17 protein-coding genes are annotated in these 16,583 nt (G+C 61.0%); 8 read left to right on the top strand and 9 right to left on the bottom strand.

Translation table 11 applies throughout. The features are described from left to right. Nucleotides 1-199: helix-turn-helix domain-containing protein (locus BN1127_RS03975; protein WP_156139744.1), on the top strand; the 199-nt coding region annotated here is incomplete at its 5' end. A 61-nt stretch (nt 200-260) separates the two neighbouring features. On the opposite strand, the gene BN1127_RS03970 is transcribed toward BN1127_RS03975, so the two are convergent. Continuing rightward, complete coding sequence (locus BN1127_RS03970) at nt 261-1,502, bottom strand: ammonium transporter (protein WP_042648580.1); 1,242 nt, start codon at nt 1,500-1,502, stop codon at nt 261-263. 25 nt (nt 1,503-1,527) lie between these two features. Beyond that, nucleotides 1,528-1,866 carry a P-II family nitrogen regulator gene (glnK, locus tag BN1127_RS03965; RefSeq protein ID WP_005328794.1) on the bottom strand — a complete coding sequence of 113 codons (339 nt, stop codon included), beginning with the start codon at nt 1,864-1,866 and terminating at the stop codon, nt 1,528-1,530. A 403-nt stretch (nt 1,867-2,269) separates the two neighbouring features. Between glnK and BN1127_RS03960 the strand changes: the two genes are divergently transcribed. Together BN1127_RS03960 and BN1127_RS03955 are read left to right on the top strand one after the other, a co-directional pair. Next, on the top strand, nt 2,270-3,271 hold the full coding sequence (locus tag BN1127_RS03960) for a sensor domain-containing diguanylate cyclase (RefSeq protein ID WP_042648579.1): 1,002 nt from the start codon (nt 2,270-2,272) through the stop codon (nt 3,269-3,271). A 149-nt stretch (nt 3,272-3,420) separates the two neighbouring features. Beyond that, on the top strand, nt 3,421-3,834 hold the full coding sequence (locus BN1127_RS03955) for a hypothetical protein (RefSeq protein WP_005328788.1): 414 nt from the start codon (nt 3,421-3,423) through the stop codon (nt 3,832-3,834). 62 nt (nt 3,835-3,896) lie between these two features. On the opposite strand, the gene BN1127_RS03950 is transcribed toward BN1127_RS03955, so the two are convergent. After that, nucleotides 3,897-5,891, bottom strand: a complete 1,995-nt coding sequence (locus BN1127_RS03950; protein ID WP_042648578.1) for a methyl-accepting chemotaxis protein — start codon at nt 5,889-5,891, stop codon at nt 3,897-3,899. 221 nt (nt 5,892-6,112) lie between these two features. After that, nucleotides 6,113-6,469 (bottom strand): hypothetical protein, encoded by a 357-nt coding sequence (locus tag BN1127_RS03945; RefSeq protein WP_005328782.1) that lies wholly within the window; start codon nt 6,467-6,469, stop codon nt 6,113-6,115. Between the two features lie 200 nt (nt 6,470-6,669). On the opposite strand from BN1127_RS03945, the gene BN1127_RS03940 reads away from it, so the two are divergent. Further along, on the top strand, nt 6,670-7,392 hold the full coding sequence (locus tag BN1127_RS03940) for a response regulator (protein WP_041207099.1): 723 nt from the start codon (nt 6,670-6,672) through the stop codon (nt 7,390-7,392). Nucleotides 7,393-7,399: 7 nt separating this feature from the next. Beyond that, entirely contained in the window at nt 7,400-8,785 is a 1,386-nt protein-coding gene (locus BN1127_RS03935) for an ATP-binding protein (protein WP_042648577.1), read from the top strand. A gap of 237 nt (nt 8,786-9,022) precedes the next feature. Here the strand turns inward: BN1127_RS03935 and cspE are convergent, their stop codons facing one another. Beyond that, nucleotides 9,023-9,235 (bottom strand): transcription antiterminator/RNA stability regulator CspE, encoded by a 213-nt coding sequence (gene cspE / locus BN1127_RS03930; protein WP_025328559.1) that lies wholly within the window; start codon nt 9,233-9,235, stop codon nt 9,023-9,025. A gap of 393 nt (nt 9,236-9,628) precedes the next feature. Beyond that, complete coding sequence (yjbD, locus tag BN1127_RS03925; protein WP_025328558.1) at nt 9,629-9,913, bottom strand: DUF3811 domain-containing protein; 285 nt, start codon at nt 9,911-9,913, stop codon at nt 9,629-9,631. A 340-nt stretch (nt 9,914-10,253) separates the two neighbouring features. Here yjbD and BN1127_RS22965 point away from each other — a divergent pair, with 340 nt between their 5' ends. After that, nucleotides 10,254-10,376 (top strand): hypothetical protein, encoded by a 123-nt coding sequence (locus tag BN1127_RS22965; protein WP_080675244.1) that lies wholly within the window; start codon nt 10,254-10,256, stop codon nt 10,374-10,376. Between the two features lie 48 nt (nt 10,377-10,424). Here the strand turns inward: BN1127_RS22965 and BN1127_RS03915 are convergent, their stop codons facing one another. Next, nucleotides 10,425-11,195: a substrate-binding periplasmic protein gene (locus tag BN1127_RS03915; RefSeq protein ID WP_005328770.1), complete on the bottom strand. Its 771-nt coding sequence runs from the start codon at nt 11,193-11,195 to the stop codon at nt 10,425-10,427. A 156-nt stretch (nt 11,196-11,351) separates the two neighbouring features. Beyond that, on the bottom strand, nt 11,352-11,927 hold the full coding sequence (locus tag BN1127_RS03910) for a single-stranded DNA-binding protein (protein ID WP_005328769.1): 576 nt from the start codon (nt 11,925-11,927) through the stop codon (nt 11,352-11,354). Nucleotides 11,928-12,442: 515 nt separating this feature from the next. Between BN1127_RS03910 and BN1127_RS03905 the strand changes: the two genes are divergently transcribed. Next, nucleotides 12,443-13,081: a LuxR C-terminal-related transcriptional regulator gene (locus BN1127_RS03905; protein WP_139750669.1), complete on the top strand. Its 639-nt coding sequence runs from the start codon at nt 12,443-12,445 to the stop codon at nt 13,079-13,081. Nucleotides 13,082-13,175: 94 nt separating this feature from the next. Next, nucleotides 13,176-16,004: an excinuclease ABC subunit UvrA gene (uvrA, locus tag BN1127_RS03900; RefSeq protein ID WP_005328767.1), complete on the top strand. Its 2,829-nt coding sequence runs from the start codon at nt 13,176-13,178 to the stop codon at nt 16,002-16,004. 186 nt (nt 16,005-16,190) lie between these two features. On the opposite strand, the gene BN1127_RS22960 is transcribed toward uvrA, so the two are convergent. After that, entirely contained in the window at nt 16,191-16,316 is a 126-nt protein-coding gene (locus BN1127_RS22960) for a hypothetical protein (protein ID WP_005328766.1), read from the bottom strand. Nucleotides 16,317-16,583 lie beyond the last annotated feature (267 nt).

Genomic DNA, 16,583 nt, shown 5'->3' with positions numbered 1-16,583 from the left:
GCCCATGGCGCTGCTGCAACGGCTGCGGTTGCAGCGGGCGGCGCTCTTGCTGGCGAGCCGGGCCGACCCGGTGAAGCAGTTGGCCGAGCAGTGCGGCTTCAAGAACGAATACCACTTCTCCACCGCCTTCAAGCGCCAGCATGGGCTGGCGCCCAGTCACTATCGCCGGTTGCATCACCCCGCCTTCAAGGGGCGCTGAGGGCGCCCAAAAAAAAACGGGGCCCGAGGTGTCCCCCGGGCCCCGCAAGCAGATGGCGTGCTTAGATGCTGGATTTGATGCTGACGAACTCGGGGTAGGCATCGACACCGCACTCGTGCATGTCCACGCCCATCAGCTCTTCCTCTTCGCTGACCCGCAGACCCATGGTGGCCTTGAGCAGGCTCCAGACGACCAGAGAGACGACAAAGACCCAGCCGAAGATGGTGGCGGCACCGAGCAACTGGGCGCCGAAGGTGGCGCTCGCGTTGGAGAAGGGCACCACCATCAGGCCGAACAGGCCGCACACCCCGTGTACCGAGATGGCACCGACCGGATCGTCGATCTTCAGGCGATCGAAGGCGACGATGGCGTAGACCACCAGAGCACCGGCCAGGGCGCCGATCAGGCTGGCAAACAGCGGGCTGGGGGAGGCCGGGTCGGCGGTGATGGCGACCAGACCGCCGAGGGCGCCGTTGAGGATCATGGTGAGATCCGCCTTGCCCCAGGTGAGCTTGCTGACCAGCAGGGCGCCGACCACACCGGCGGCCGCGGCGGCGTTGGTGTTGACGAACACGGTGCCGATGGCGGTGGCGTCAGCGGCGCTGGAGAGCGCCAGCTGGGAGCCACCGTTGAAGCCGAACCAGCCCATCCAGAGGATCAGGGTGCCCAGGGTCGCGAGCGGCAGGTTGGAGCCGGGGATGGGGTGGATCTCCCCTTGCTTGCCATATTTACCGCGACGGGGGCCGAGCAGCAGCACGGCGGCCAGGGCGGCGGCGGCACCCGCCAGGTGGACGATGCCGGAGCCCGCGAAATCGGAGAAGCCCGCCTCTTTCAGGAAGCCGCCGCCCCAGCTCCAGTAGCCCTCGACGGGGTAGATGAAGCCGGTCATCACCACGCAGAACAGCAGGAAGGACCAGAGCTTCATCCGCTCGGCCACCGCCCCCGAGATGATGGAGGTGGCGGTGGCGACGAAGACCACCTGGAAGAAGAAGTCGGCGTGCAGGGAGTGGGCCGCGTCGTCCGCCTGGCTGCCCATCAGGCTGCCAACGCTCGGCAGCCAGCCGCCGGCGCCGTTGTCCACGTACATGATGTTGTAGCCAACCAGCAGGTACATGACGCAGGCGATGGCATAGAGCAGGATGTTCTTGGTCAGGATCTCGGTGGTGTTCTTGGCGCGGACCAGGCCCGCCTCCAGCATGGCGAACCCGGCGGCCATCCACATGACCAGCACGCCGGAGATCAGCAGGTAGAAGGTATCGAGCGCATAACGCAGCTCGCTGACGGATGTGATCAACTCTTCCATGTCGTATTCCTCGGTTCCAGTCGTATCAAAGGGCGTCTGCGTCGGTCTCGCCGGTGCGGATCCGCACGGCTGCCTGCAGGTCGTAGACGAAGATCTTGCCGTCACCTATCTTGCCGGTGTGGGCGGCCTTGCTGATGGCGTCGATGATCTGCTCGACGTTGTCGGCCAGGGTGGCGATCTCCAGCTTTACCTTGGGCAGGAAATCCACCTGGTATTCGGCACCCCGATAGAGTTCGGTGTGCCCCTTCTGGCGGCCAAACCCCTTGACCTCCGAGACCGTCAGCCCCTCGACGCCGAGATTGGCCATGGCTTCGCGAACGTCATCGAGTTTGAATGGCTTGATGATGGCGGTGATTAATTTCATGCAATATCCCCAATCCTTGGTGGCTCACTTACACAAAAGGCAAATGTTGGGCCAATATTTTTCTCCCATTTATTCAATGTGTTATTCATTTTGTGTCCGGAGGTGGGACGAGAGACGCCCAATTTTGGCAGGGCTGCGCCAAGGGTGCGCACCGCTTTGGTGCATGCGGCGAACAAACAAAAGAGGGTCGGCTTGACGGCGCTCAAGACCTGCGAAGAGCCCGGCTGCTACTGTTATTCAGGGGAGCTCGGGAGTGGCCGATAACCTTGTCATGACAGGGTGTGAAAGCCGTCCACTGCCATCGGCGACTCCCGGCAGGCCAGGCGTATGTTTCAGTGATGTTCAACAATCGGATGTGAGTCACCGCGCAGTGACGCGGGGTAGCAGAACAAGGATGGTTCCCATGCTGCAGGACAATGACACGATCAGGATCTCGGATCTCAATGACGCCGCCGTACGCGGCATTCTGGAGGTCATCAGCGACGGGGTCTGGGACTGGAATGCCAACACCGGTTTCGTCTATCGCAACCCGGGCTGGTATCAGATGCTGGGCTATGAGCCGCATTCTCTCAACAATACGGTGTTCACCTGGGAGAACGTCATCCATCCGGACGATCTGGCGCGGGTGATGGCCTGTTTCGACGCCTATCTGAGCGGGGTGTCCCCTGACTACCGGGTCGAGTACCGCTGCCGCTGCCGCAACGGGGACTTCATCTGGATAGAGGATCGTGGCCGCATCATAGCGCGCAATCCGGATGGATCCGTGGCCAGGATGATAGGGGCGCATCGGGATATCCATGCCCAGCGTGAGCTCTATGCCCGGCTGGAGCTGCACAATCGCTCCCTGGAGCAGCAGGTGGCGGAGCGCACCGCCGAGCTGGAGCGGCTCAACCTGGCGCTGCAGCACCAGGTTGAGGAGAACCGTCGCCTGGCGGAGACGGACTCCCTGACCGGCGCCGCCAGCCGCTATCGGCTGGAGCAGGCCGTCCGGCTGGAATATGAGCGTGCCCGGCGTTTCAAGGAGCCCTTCGCCGTGATCGCCATGGACGTGGATGACTTCAAGCAGATCAACGATCGCCATGGCCACGGGGTGGGGGATCAGACCCTGATCGACATAGTGCGTCTGACGCGAGGCTCCATCCGCGAGATCGATCTGCTGGCCCGTTGGGGCGGAGACGAGTTCATGCTGGTGCTGCCCAATACCCGTCTGCCGGAGGCCCAGGTGGTTGCCGAAAAGTTGCGACAGCGATTGGGCTACGCCAGGGTCAAGGGGGTGGAGCCCATCACCCTGAGTTTCGGCCTGGTGGAGTCCATGCCGGATGAACCCCTGAATCAGCTGATGGCGAGGGTGGACAGGGCGCTCTATCGAGCCAAGCTGGCGGGCAAGGATCAGCTCTGCGGCTAGGCCAGCCCGATATCCGTTCCCGACCACCATCTTCACCCAAGGGGATTGACCCTTGCCCCCCGAATGAGGCTTGACCTTGGGATCACCTTGACTCCAGTCAAGCTCACTGGTCTGATGCGCGCTCTTTCATTCCTGTGAGATGTATCTTAATGAAAAAGTGCCTCCTGATTGCCCTGACCGCCCTGCCTCTGGTTGCCCAGGCCGGCCTGATGGACTCCCTGACCGACTCCGTGACCAGCAGCGTCACCAGCACCGCCAAAGAGATGGCCGGTACTGCCATGGACAGCGCCTCCAACGAAGCGATCAAAAAGGCTCTGGATATCAAGGAAGGCGGTTCCAACAAGCAGGCCATCAAGGACAAGCTGGGCGCCCCGGCCAGCACCAAGACCGACGCCGGTCTGGAAGTGTGGACCTATGATCTGGGCGCCCTGAACAAGGCTTCCCCGTTGCTGGCCGAGACCACCAAGTCCCTGCTGAAGGATTCCGAAGTGGCCCAGAAAGACGTGGTCATCAAGTTCGAAGGCGAGACCGTCAAGACCCTGAACCTGGCCAACAAGGCCTGAGTCACGGCGAAGTGAATGAGAAAGGGGCCCGCGGGCCCCTTTTTGCTGGCTGACGTTCACCATCACACCTTGAAGCGGCGCACCAGGGCCAGCAACTGGCGGTTGGAGCCGAGCAGGGTGGCGGCGCTCTGCTCGGTCTGGCTGCCGTTTTGCACCAGCAGGCTCAGCATGTCGCGAATGCTCACCATGTTGCGGTTGATCTCCTCGGTCACCCGGCTCTGCTCTTCGGCGGCGGTGGCTATCTGGCTGCTGAGATCGTGGATCTGCACCACTGAGTCGGCCATGCTGTCGAGCCCGCCGGTGACCTGACCCGTGGTGTCGGCTGCGGCCTGGCAACTGCGCTTGGTCTGCTCCATGGCGACCACGGCCTCGGCCACCCCCTGGGTGAGGCGCGACAGCATGCTGCCCACCTCGGCGGTGCTGTTCTGGGTACGGGCCGCCAGGGCGCGCACCTCGTCGGCCACCACGGCGAAGCCACGTCCTTGCTCCCCGGCCCGCGCCGCCTCGATGGCGGCATTGAGCGCCAGCAGGTTGGTCTGGGCGGCGATGCCGCCGATCACTCCGAGTACGCTGCCAATCTGTTTGGCATCCTCCTGCATCTCCAGCACCTTGGCGGCGGCGAGATCCACCTCGTCGATCAGGGCCACCACGCTGGCTGATGCCGATCCCACCACCTTGCGTGAATTGGCGGCCTGGCCATTGGCAGCCTCGGTGAAGCTCGCCGAGTCGCTGGCGTGCTGGGCCACGCTGTCGGCGGTGGAACTGAGCTCGGTGAGGGCGGTGACCACCTGATCTGTCTCGCTGGCGTGTTCCCCCAGGATCCGTCTGGCCTGACCGGTCTGCTGATCGAGCTGCGCCAGCTCACGGGTGATGAGGTCGGTGGCATCGGTCACCTGCACCATCATCTGCTGCAGGTAGGCGATGAAACGGTTCACCGACAGGGCGATGTTGTCCAGCTCGTCATGGCCCTTCACCTGGATGCGGGCGGTCAGGTCGGCATCGCCGGCACTGAGGGCATCGATGTTGAGCTTGAGGGTCTGCAGCCGGCTGCCGAGCTGGCTGATGGCCAGCACCATGAGCACGAACAGCAGCCCCACCAGGGGCAGCTGGATACTGGCCAGGGTGGCGAGCACGTCCCGGCTGTCCTGGGTCAGGGTGCTGGTCGGCAGTGCGGTGGCGAGCAGCCAGGGGGTGCCTTCAATGGCCTGCATCAGCAGTGTCTGCTCCTCCCCTTGATCCTGGAAGGTGGTGCGCAGCAGCCCCTTGCTCGCGTCCTGGCCGAGCAGGCCGGCGATGGCCCCGGCGAAGGGGTAGTCGGCGTGGGCGGAGAGGTTGCCGAGCACCACATCGCCGCCGAGGCGGGCGTTCTTGCTCAGGATCTTGCCGTCAGCCTCGACGATCATCACCTGGCCACCGATCTCCTGCTCCTTCCTGGCCACCAGATCGTTGAAGAACCCCAGGGTCACGTCTATGGTCGATACCCCGTACAGGGCGCCGTCCTTGTAGATCCCCATGGCGCAGTTGGTCCTCGGCTGCTGACTGGCGCCATCCTTGTAGGCTGCGGCCCAGACGCACATGCCGCGAGGAGCCTGCTGCCCCGCCTTGTGCCAGGGTTGCTCGAAGTAGTTCGGCGCCTCGGCCGAGTTCCAGTAGGTATTGGGGATGAGCGCGTTGGCCGCGTCCCTGTGATAGAAGGTGCTGAACTTGGCGCGGCCCGCCTCCCGCTTGTTAGGCAGGGGCCAGATGCCGCCGCCGAAGACCATGGCGTTGCCGTATTGATCGATGAGGGCAGGCAGCAGGGTGTCTATCTGCTCGCTCGGCAGCTGGGCCACCAGTTGGGTGATGCTGCGGGACTGGCTCTGCACCCCGTTGAGTTGATCGCGGATGTCGGTGGCTATCTCGCTGACCCGCATCGCCACATTCTGCTCACCGGCCTTCTGCAGCGCCGGCTTGATCCAGAGCTGGATGCCGATCACCGTCAGGGCGCACACCAGCGCCATGAATCCCACGAAGACGGCGGTATAACGCCCCTTGATTGTGCCCAGACTCCATCCCATAACGACTCCTGTCCACTGTGGCCGGGGCCTTGCCCGATCCTGTTGTTTGAGTCGCCATTATTAGCTATTTCGAACATAAAACGTTTGTTATCGCTCACATAACCCGGAGCAGATGATAAGGGAAATGACGGATGCCAGGGGCGAATCGCAGAGGGTGGCAGGCCGAGCGGGAGACACAAAAAAGGGTGGCCGAGGCCACCCTGTTGCGGGTCTAGAAGCGTTTACTGGTGCGCCTCGGCGAACTGTTTCATCGCTTCGGCATGCTTGGTCATGCCGTCGGCACGCAAGCCAAGGTTCTTCACGAATTCGGCCTTCTTGGCCGGGTCTTCAATCTTGTCATAGCGCTGTTGCAGGTGGGCCTGGATCTGCTCCGGGGTCATGTTCTGCATGCGGGCCATCTTGTCGTGGCGGCCGCCGTGGTGCTTGCCGCCCATCATGCCGGAGCCGTCCATGGGGCAACCGGCCGCCATGGCCTGGGTCGGCTGGGCGGTGGAGACGGCTTCGCTGGCGGCATAGGCGCCGAGCGGCAGGCCGAGGATCAGGGTGGCGGTCAGCAGGGTCTTGGTCAGGTTTTTCATGAGTCACTCCTGTCTAATTGGTACGGGTACAGGCTGTTTCGCCTTGGTACCCAGTAAACACCGTGGAAGTGTCTGAACTTTGCCAGTACCGGACTATTTTGTAGCAGAGTGTGGCATCTTGGCGCTCTGGCACACTTTGACACAACCCGCCCGGTTGATTTTCGTATAATCGCTCCAGCTCGATAACGGGAGAGACGATGATGAACCAAGGCAGCCCTCATATTCTGGTGGTCGACGACCACAGTGAGATCCGCGATCTGCTCAAGCGATTTCTGGAGCAACACGGCATGCGCGTCAGCTGTGCCCGTGATGGCAAGGAGATGAAGCGGCTGCTGGACGAGCGGGAGTTCGATCTGCTGGTGCTGGATCTGATGATGCCGGGGGAGGATGGCCTCACCCTGTGCCGCGAGCTCAGAGTGAAGTCCCGCCTGCCCATCATCATGCTCACCGCCATGGGGGAGGAGACGGATCGCATCATAGGGCTGGAGATGGGGGCCGATGACTACCTCGCCAAGCCGTTCAATCCCAGGGAGCTGCTGGCCAGGATCAAGGCGGTGATGCGTCGAACCCAGGCCGAGATCCAGCCCGTGCCCGAGACTCTGACCCGGGATCTGCGCTTCGATCGCTGGTTGCTCGACATCAATCGCCGCGAACTGGTGGACGAGGAGGGGGTGGGGATGAGCCTCTCCACCGCCGAATTCGATCTGCTCAAGGTGTTTCTGGAGCGCCCCCAGCGAGTACTGAGCCGGGATCAGTTGCTGGATCTGGCCCGCGGCCGGGAGGCCGTGGCCTTCGATCGTGCCATCGATACCCTGGTGAGCCGGCTGCGGCGCAAGCTGGAGCGGGATCCCAAGAACCCCGAGCTCATCAAGACCATCTGGGGCGGCGGTTATCTGTTCGCCGCAGACGTGACTCAGGAGTGAGGCCAGCATGATCAAGGGCTTCTTCGCCAGGCTGCTGCCCAAGGGGCTGACCGGCCAGATAGTGCTGGTGGCACTGGCGGGACTGGTGTTGATCCAGTTGCTCAGCATCCAGATCTACCGCTCGGACCGGGAGGAGGCCCTCGGCTACGTCAACAGCCGCAACGCCATGCAGCGGATCATCTCCGTGGTGCGGTTGCTCTCCCTCTCGCCCCCCTCCCTCTATCACGAGATCCTCAAGGCGAGCCGTAGCGAGACCCTGCTGCTGCGCCTCGCCGACGAGCCGCTGCAACCGGACAACCGCAGCCCCCGTTTCGAGAAGCTGGTGCGCGCCAAGCTCGGGTATCCGTCGTCCCTGTCGGTGGAGATCAGCGCCGAGCTGAAGCAGGACATCCAGCGCAGCCGGGCCTGGCAGCACCACAACCGCATGATGAAGGATCGCAATGGCATGCCGCCCCCCCAGGACATGCGGCTCTATGGCTCCATCCAGTTGCCCAACGGTGGCTGGCTGCAGTTCAGCTCCCTGGTGGACAAGGAGTCGGCGAGCTGGTCCTGGCAGACCACCCTCAACCTGCTGCTGGTGGCAAGCCTGGTGATCGGCCTGATGATCTGGCTGTTCCGCCGTGCGACCTTGCCCCTCAAACAGCTGGCTGCCAACGCGGACAGGCTGGGGCGCGGCGAGAACATAGAACCCCTGCGCGAAGAGGGGCCCACCGAGATCCGAGAGTCGATCCAGGCCTTCAACCGCATGCACACCCGACTCGATCGCTTCGTGCAGGACAGGACCCGTATGCTGGCCGCCATCTCCCACGACCTGCGCACTCCCATCACCAGCCTGCGGCTGCGCAGCGAGTTTCTGGCGGACGGCGAGGACAAGGATCGCTTCCAGCAGACCCTGCAACAGATGGAGCAGATGCTGGCGGCGACCCTGAGCTTCGCCCGGGAGGAAGGGCAGCAGGAGGCGACCCGGGAGCTGGACCTGGTCAGCCTGCTGGAGAGCCTGTGCGACGACTATGCCGACATGGGGCAACCCGTCACCTGCCTGGCCGAGGGCAAGCAGGTCTATGCCTGTCGTGCCAATACTTTGCGCCGGGTGCTGCAAAACCTTATCGGCAACGCCATCAAATACGCTGGGGGCGCCGAGGTGTCACTGGTGCGCACCGAATCCGAGCTGCTGATCCTGGTCTGCGATCGGGGGCCCGGCATCGCCGAGGGCCAGCTGGAGGAGGTATTCAAACCCTTCGTGCGCCTCGATGAGGCCCGCAACACCGAATCGGGCAGTGTGGGGCTGGGGCTCGCCATCGCCCGCACCCTGGTGCACCAGCACGGCGGGGAGCTCAGCCTCCACAATCGCCCCGAGGGTGGCCTGGAGGCGAGGATCAGCCTGCCGTTGTGAGGACGCTCGCATTCATCCATCAGTAACGAGGGCGCCATGTTGGCGCCCTCGTTGTATCCGGTGGTGTTTACAGGGTGCTCGCGACTGTGGGACGACGGTGAGGTGGGATCTGGGAGTGGATTGAGAGAGGCGAAAGGTAGAGAGGTAAAAAGCAGGCAACAAAAAACCCGCCTAGGCGGGTTTTTTCAATTCTTGCAGAAGGACTTTCCGGTTGACGAAAAGGCTTCCTGGCTTGAATTACAGACCAACTACGTTGGCAGCAGCCGGGCCTTTCTGGCCTTGCTCGATGGTGAACTCAACGCGCTGACCTTCGTCCAGGGTTTTGAAGCTGGTGGACTGGATAGCGGAGAAGTGTACGAACACGTCTTTGCCACCGTCAGCCGGGGAGATGAAGCCAAAACCTTTCTCAGCGTTGAAGAACTTTACGGTACCAGTCATTTTGTTAGACATAATAATTTCCTTGAATAGTGATGTTGAAACGCTACGTTTGTAGCAATCCATGATTTTTCGTCAGCAATACGTATGGGGAGCACTAAAGAAGGAGAATTATTTGGCGAGAATCATCTGGGACAACTCTATGCACAAATCACTGCTTTAAAATGACTGCCTAACATAATCAGGTCTGAACTACCGAACCATCGAAATCGATTAGAACACTCTCACTCCGTCATGGCAATCTTTATCTTGGTATTAATTCCGGCCCGACGAGGAGGGGTTAGCGTTTTATCTTGATAAAATCGTTTTATACCAGAAGGTTATCTATAAATTTCCGGTATGGGAAAGGGCAGTATGCAGGCTCATGTCCGGGTGACAGCACAAGCATCCGGACATGGGAGGCGGAAATTATCGCTTGCTGCGGTACTTGTTGCTGACGGAATCCGCCCAGTTGAAGGTTTCAGGCAGCACCTGATTCTTGGCTCGTTCCTTGGCCTTCTCCCGTGCCAGTGCGGAGGCCGCCTTGGCTGCCTTGGCGCGATCCTCTGCGATTTTCAGGCGTCCCTCTTCACGGATCTTGTTGCGTTCCCCGTTGGTCAGGGTGTGATCGGCATTGGCCTGGGCCTTCTGCAGCAACAGGGTGATCTCGGCTTTTTCGGCCTCGGTAAGATCTTTCATTTCCAGCTTTTTCATGGCGCACTCCTGCGGCAGGTGATGGTTCACCCTAACACACTCCGGAAGCCGACTCTTATGTAATCGTCCTCTTGACCCCAAAAGGGTAACTTGAGTGCGTTTTCTTGCCGGTTGTCGCTCAGATACGAGCCGGTTATTGCGGTTTGTCGGGACGTGGATGACGAGGCCCGCGCCCTGCGTGACACTGCCGTCCAGTGAGGCTGGATCCCGATGGAGGGTAGGGGTATGCTGGTGCCAGTGCGATCCTCGATTGTCACTGCTAGCGTACTGTGATCTATGATTCGGATGACATGCTGGAATTTCATTCCAACTGTCCTGGTAACATTTTTGGAGTCTGATGATGAGCAACAAAGAACAGCATCACGGCAAAGATGCCAAGAAAAAACCGCAGATGTCACTGAAAGAGAAGCGCGAGGCCAAACGGCAGAAAGCCGACCTGAAAAATGGCGGCGCGATGAAGTAACGCTCCACTACACTGTTGTTCCTCTGGGGCCAGTATCAAGCCAGTCCGTCATGGGCTGGCTTTTATGTTTCTATACGATGACGACGCGCCATAGGCGGCAAAGATCCGTTCATAGCGCCCATCTTCCTTCATCCTGCTCAACTGGCGATCGAACCACCGCTGCGCCGTCGCCTGGCGAAAGGCGAAGTGGTACTGGGTAGGGGGAAAGAGATCATGTTGTCTGACCCGATCGGAGGAGTAGCGTACGCTGCCCTCTGTCTGCCCGAGCAGTTGCGTCATGTAGTAGTAGAATACCCGCTGCTCCAGGATCACGGCATCCGTACGTCCCAGCAGCAGCTTCTGTACCTGCCCCTCCTGCCGTGCCACTTCCTCGTAGTGGGGGTTCTGATCGACCAGCTCGGCAAACTCTTTTCCCAGGATCTGCCGTGCCCGCTGGAAGGCGCTGACGCGCAGCGTCTGCAGATCCCTCATGGTGTGAAATGCCGTCTTGTCGAGGGTAAAGACCCGATTGTGAAAGGTGATCACCGCCTGTGACAGGTGGGCATTGTTAAGCATGCCTGGCTTGACGTTGATGATGGCATCCAGCTTGCCTTCCTCCAGCATCCGGAAGGTCCGCTCGAGAGGCAGATAGGTGAACTCGGGCACATGATCGCTGCCGGCGAATGCCTCGCGCAGGAGATCGAGCTCGATGCCGCGATCTTCGTGGGTGATCACGTAGGGAGGGATGGCGAAGCTCACTCCCACTCGTAGCGGCTCGGCGACCAGAGGGGCAGCAAACACCAGCAAGATGAGGCGCAGCAGGCGACCAGGATAACTCATGCTTATTCTCGGAGGAGTGTTACGTCCAGATGATAGCGACAAGTCGGGGCGAGGAAGAGAGGAGGGGCCGGATCGTCGCAACAACATGATGAGGGTGGGGGTGAATGCGTCAGAAACAGACAAAAAGGCCCTGAGTGATCAGGGCCTTTTTGTAGATCAGAACGGGATATCGTCGTCGAAATCCATCGGCGGCTCGTTGTAGACCGGCGGTGCAGACTGAGGCTGCTGGGCAGGACGACCGTAACCACCCTGCGGCTGCATATTCTGCTGCGGGGCGGCGGCCGGGCGTTGCATCGCTTGCTGGGGGGCGGCCTGTTGTGGCTGACCCCAGTTGCCCTGGGACTGTTGACCACCCATGCCCTGGCCTGCGCCGCCTTGCGGACGGCCGCCCAGCATCTGCATTACGCCGGTGAAGCTGTCGACCAGCACCTCTGTGGTGTAACGCTCCTGGCCACTCTGATCCTGCCACTTGCGGGTCTGCAGCTTGCCTTCGACATAGACCTGGGAACCCTTCTTCAGGTACTCGCCGGCCACTTCGGCCAGCTTGCCCATGAACACCACGCGGTGCCACTCGGTTCGCTCTTTCTGCTCACCGGTCTGCTTGTCGCGCCAGGTGTCGGAGGTGGCCAGGGTGATGTTAGTCACGGCACCGCCGCTCGGCATGTAGCGCACTTCCGGGTCTTGCCCCAGGTTACCGATCAGAATGACTTTGTTGATGCCTCGACTGGCCATAATCTCTCTTCCACCCTTATGTATACCGGCCAGGCCAAATGCCTGGGCCCATTCAATATGTCGTTTGTTTGCAATGAGATGTGCGCCACGGATGGGCCTCATCTTCACGCATGTCACGGCTGTGCCAGATTCAACCGACGCGTTTATCGGCCACCGCCGCAGCGTTTACCCGCAATAATACCAGTTGGCGAAGATGAGCGCACACCTTCCTGTCCCGGCGAGCACCAAACCCCGCCGCTGGCGTCCGAGTAACTTACCCGAGGTAGGGGCCCACCAGCAAGGGGACGGCGGAGCAGAGTGCTGCAACGACGGCCAAGGCCTGTTATGGTGGTGGTCGGCACTACCTGACCCCCAAATGGGGGGGGCGTGCTAGTCATTTGTATTGGCTGGAAAATTGCTGAGCTTCAAAGGAATCACAACGGCGTCTAATACTTTTTTAATGCTGCAGCCAGGAGGGGGATTGGTACTCTTCCTTGCCGAAAACCCCGACTCGAATGTGCAAGGAAGTTCTCTTGATGACGCCCGAATATCCCCTAGTGCTGATCACCGAAAATAATGCACAAGCCACCAGTTTCCAGCGTCACCTCAGCGAACAGCTTGGCTTGTCCATCTTGCTGGTCGGGGAGCTGGATGCCTTGCCTGAGCCCTCCGAAACCGGAGCTCAGACGCTGCTGCTGATCGATCTGGACTATCTCAAGTCGGCTCAGCAGGCAGACTGGAGCAAGGCCATCTGCAGCCGTTTCGGCGAGGCCAGTGCCGTGCTGCTCAATGCCCCGACCAGCACGGATCGGGAGCTGTTGCTGATGTGGCCTCATACCAGCGGGCTCTTCTTCCGCCAGGACAACCTGGACAGGCTGGTGATCGGGATCCGCAAGGTGTTGCAGGGGGAGTACTGGATCCCGCGCCATCTGCTGTGCGATCTGGTGGATTACTACCGCAAGGGAAGCGGCCAGCCCCTGCGCAACCAGACGCTGCTAACGGCCCGTGAGCAGGAGATAGTCCGCCATCTGATGACGGGGGCCTCCAACACCGAGATTGCCGACAGCCTGTTCGTGAGCGAACACACCATCAAATCCCACCTCTATAACGTGTTCAAGAAGTTGAACGTCAAGAACCGCCTGCAGGCGGTGAGCTGGGCCAAGGAGTATCTCTGAGCGCCGGGATGGGATGATAAAAGGCTGTCTATTCATCCAGTAGTCTCTATGCCATACTGGCCCGCTCTGGTTCCCGTATCGAGCGCGCAACAAGATGGAAAAAATCGTGATCCGGGGTGCCCGCACCCACAACCTCAAAAACATCAATCTGATTCTGCCCCGCGACAAGTTGATCGTGGTCACCGGCCTGTCCGGTTCCGGCAAGTCTTCCCTGGCGTTCGATACCCTCTATGCCGAAGGCCAGCGCCGCTATGTGGAGTCGCTCTCCGCCTATGCCCGCCAGTTCCTCTCCCTGATGGAGAAACCGGACGTGGACCATATCGAGGGGCTCTCGCCGGCCATCTCCATCGAGCAGAAGTCCACCTCCCACAACCCGCGCTCGACCGTCGGCACCATCACCGAGATCTACGACTACCTGCGTCTGCTGTTTGCCCGAGTCGGCGAGCCGCGCTGTCCGACCCACGCCATCCCGCTCGCCGCCCAGACCATCAGCCAGATGGTGGATCAGGTGCTGGCCCAGCCCGAAGGCACCAAGCTGATGTTGCTGGCGCCCGTGGTGCGCAATCGCAAGGGGGAGCACACCAAGCTGCTGGAGAACCTGGCGGCTCAGGGCTACATTCGTGCTCGCATCGATGGGGAGGTGTGCGATCTCTCCGATCCTCCCCCGCTGGAGCTGCACAAGAAGCACACCATCGAAGTGGTGGTTGATCGCTTCAAGGTGCGTGATGACCTGGCGCTGCGTCTCGCGGAGTCCTTCGAGACGGCACTGACCCTCTCCGGCGGCATCGTGCTGGTGGCGCCCATGGACGGGGAGGAGGGGATTGCCCCGCTGATCTTCTCCGCCAACTTCGCCTGCCCCGAGTGCGGTTACTCCATGTCGGAGCTGGAGCCACGCATCTTCTCCTTCAACAACCCGGCCGGCGCCTGCCCCACCTGCGACGGTCTCGGGGTGCAGCAGTACTTCGATCCCGCCAAGCTGATCCATGATCCGGGTCAGAGCCTGGCCGGTGGCGCCATCCGCGGTTGGGACAAACGCAGCTTCTATTACTTCCAGATGCTGAAATCCCTCGCCGAGCACTACAAGTTCGATCTGGAGGCACCCTGGGAGGATCTGCCAGCCAAGACCCAGGAGGTGATCCTGCGCGGCTCCGGCCGCACCGAGATCGAATTCCGCTACATGAACGATCGCGGCGATGTGGTGGTACGCAAGCACCCGTTCGAGGGGATATTGCACAACATGGAGCGCCGCTACCGGGAGACTGAATCCAACTCGGTGCGGGAAGAGCTGGCCAAGTACATCGCCAACAAGTCCTGCACCAGCTGCGGTGGCAGCCGGTTGCGGGAAGAGGCGCGCCATGTCTTCGTGGACAACCGTAATCTGCCGGCCATCGCCGAACAGTCCATCGGCGATGCGCTCGCCTTCTTCGAGGGGTTGAACCTGAGCGGCCAGCGCGCCCAGATCGCCGAGAAGATCCTCAAGGAGATAGTCGAGCGGCTCGGCTTCCTGGTGAACGTCGGCCTCAACTACCTGAGCCTGTCTCGCAGCGCCGAGACCCTCTCCGGCGGCGAGGCGCAGCGGATCCGGCTGGCGAGCCAGATCGGCGCCGGTCTGGTGGGGGTGATGTACGTACTGGATGAGCCCTCCATCGGCCTGCACCAGCGGGACAACGAGCGGCTGCTCAAGACCCTCACTCATCTGCGCGATCTGGGCAACACCGTCATCGTGGTGGAGCACGACGAGGATGCCATCCGCCTCGCCGATCATGTGCTCGATATCGGCCCCGGGGCCGGCGTGCACGGTGGTGCCATCGTCGCCCAGGGGACACCGGAAGAGATCATCGCCAACCCCGAATCGCTGACCGGTGACTACCTCTCCGGTCGCAAGCAGATCGCCATTCCGGATGAGCGCACCCCGCTCACCGGCAAGTGGTTGAAGCTCAAGGGGGCGAGCGGCAACAACCTGCGCAACGTCAACCTGGATCTGCCCATCGGGGTGATGACCTGCGTCACCGGGGTCTCCGGCTCCGGCAAGTCGACCCTGATCAACGACACCTTGTTCCGCATCGCCCACCGGGAGCTCAACAAGGCCACCGAGTCCACGCCGGCCCCCTATCGCGAAGTGGAAGGGCTGGAGCACCTTGACAAGGTGGTGGACATCGATCAGAGCCCGATCGGCCGCACCCCGCGCTCCAATCCGGCCACCTATACCGGCCTGTTCACTCCGATCCGCGAGCTGCTCTCCGGTACTCAGGAGGCGCGCTCCCGCGGCTACCTGCCGGGTCGCTTCTCCTTCAACGTCAAGGGGGGCCGCTGCGAGGCCTGTCAGGGGGATGGCGTCATCAAGGTGGAGATGCACTTCCTGCCGGATGTCTATGTGCCGTGCGACGTCTGCAAGGGCAAGCGCTACAACCGCGAGACCCTGGAGGTGAAGTACAAAGGCAAGAACATCCACGAGATCCTCGAGATGACGGTGGAAGATGCCCGCGCATTCTTCGATCCCGTCCCTGCGGTGGCGCGCAAGCTGCAAACCCTGATGGACGTGGGCCTCTCCTACATCCGCCTCGGCCAGTCCGCCACCACCCTGTCGGGTGGCGAGGCGCAGCGGGTCAAGCTGGCGCGGGAGCTCTCCAAGCGCGACACCGGCCAGACCCTCTACATCCTGGACGAGCCGACCACGGGGCTGCACTTCCACGACATCCAGCAACTGCTCAAAGTGCTGCACCAGCTGCGGGATCGGGGCAACACGATCGTCATCATCGAGCACAATCTAGACGTCATCAAAACCGCCGACTGGATCGTCGATCTGGGGCCGGAAGGGGGCGCCGGTGGTGGCCGCATCCTGGTGACCGGCACGCCGGAGGAGATGAGCCGTTGCAAGGAGTCGCACACCGCGCGCTTCCTGGCCCCCTTGCTGAACAAGTAAGGGCACATCAGACAGACAAGGGGCCTTGGCCCCTTTTTTGTGGGCGATCGAGAGGGACGCGAGGGATCTTTCCTCGGGCCGGCGTCAGCGACGGGCGCAGACACTGAGCCTGGGAGTGGCTGAATGTGGCATTAGATTGGGCACGGCAGGACAGTCACCGGGAGTATGAGCGGTGACGGCGGAGTGTCAGTGAGCCAGCATCAGGAAGGCGAGGGCAAACAGAAAGCCGAGCAGGATAAACAGGAAGGAACCGATGCCCCAGATGGCTGCCAGGATGCCGATGATTTTGTCTTTGCGTGTTTGTGGTTTCATAAAGATTAAATTACAGCATGGCTACATTGCTTTAATAAAATACGCTGACCGGCATAATTAAACAACAGTTAAAAGGCAATGTGAGCGCGATTAAGGTGTATTTATTTGATATTTTAAGGCTGTTCTTATGGTGTGTTTATATTTCAAGTTGCTGTATTTAAATGGTTTTTTAGTATTTTGAGTTGATTTTATGATTGTTAGAAGCTGTTGTGTACATCCATCTATTTCTTGATAACTATTGAGCCAAAGTAAGCGCCCTTGAATCGG

This window comes from Aeromonas media, assembly GCF_000819985.1.
GTDB lineage: Bacteria > Pseudomonadota > Gammaproteobacteria > Enterobacterales > Aeromonadaceae > Aeromonas > Aeromonas media.
This window is presented reverse-complemented; position numbering and strand designations above follow the sequence as displayed.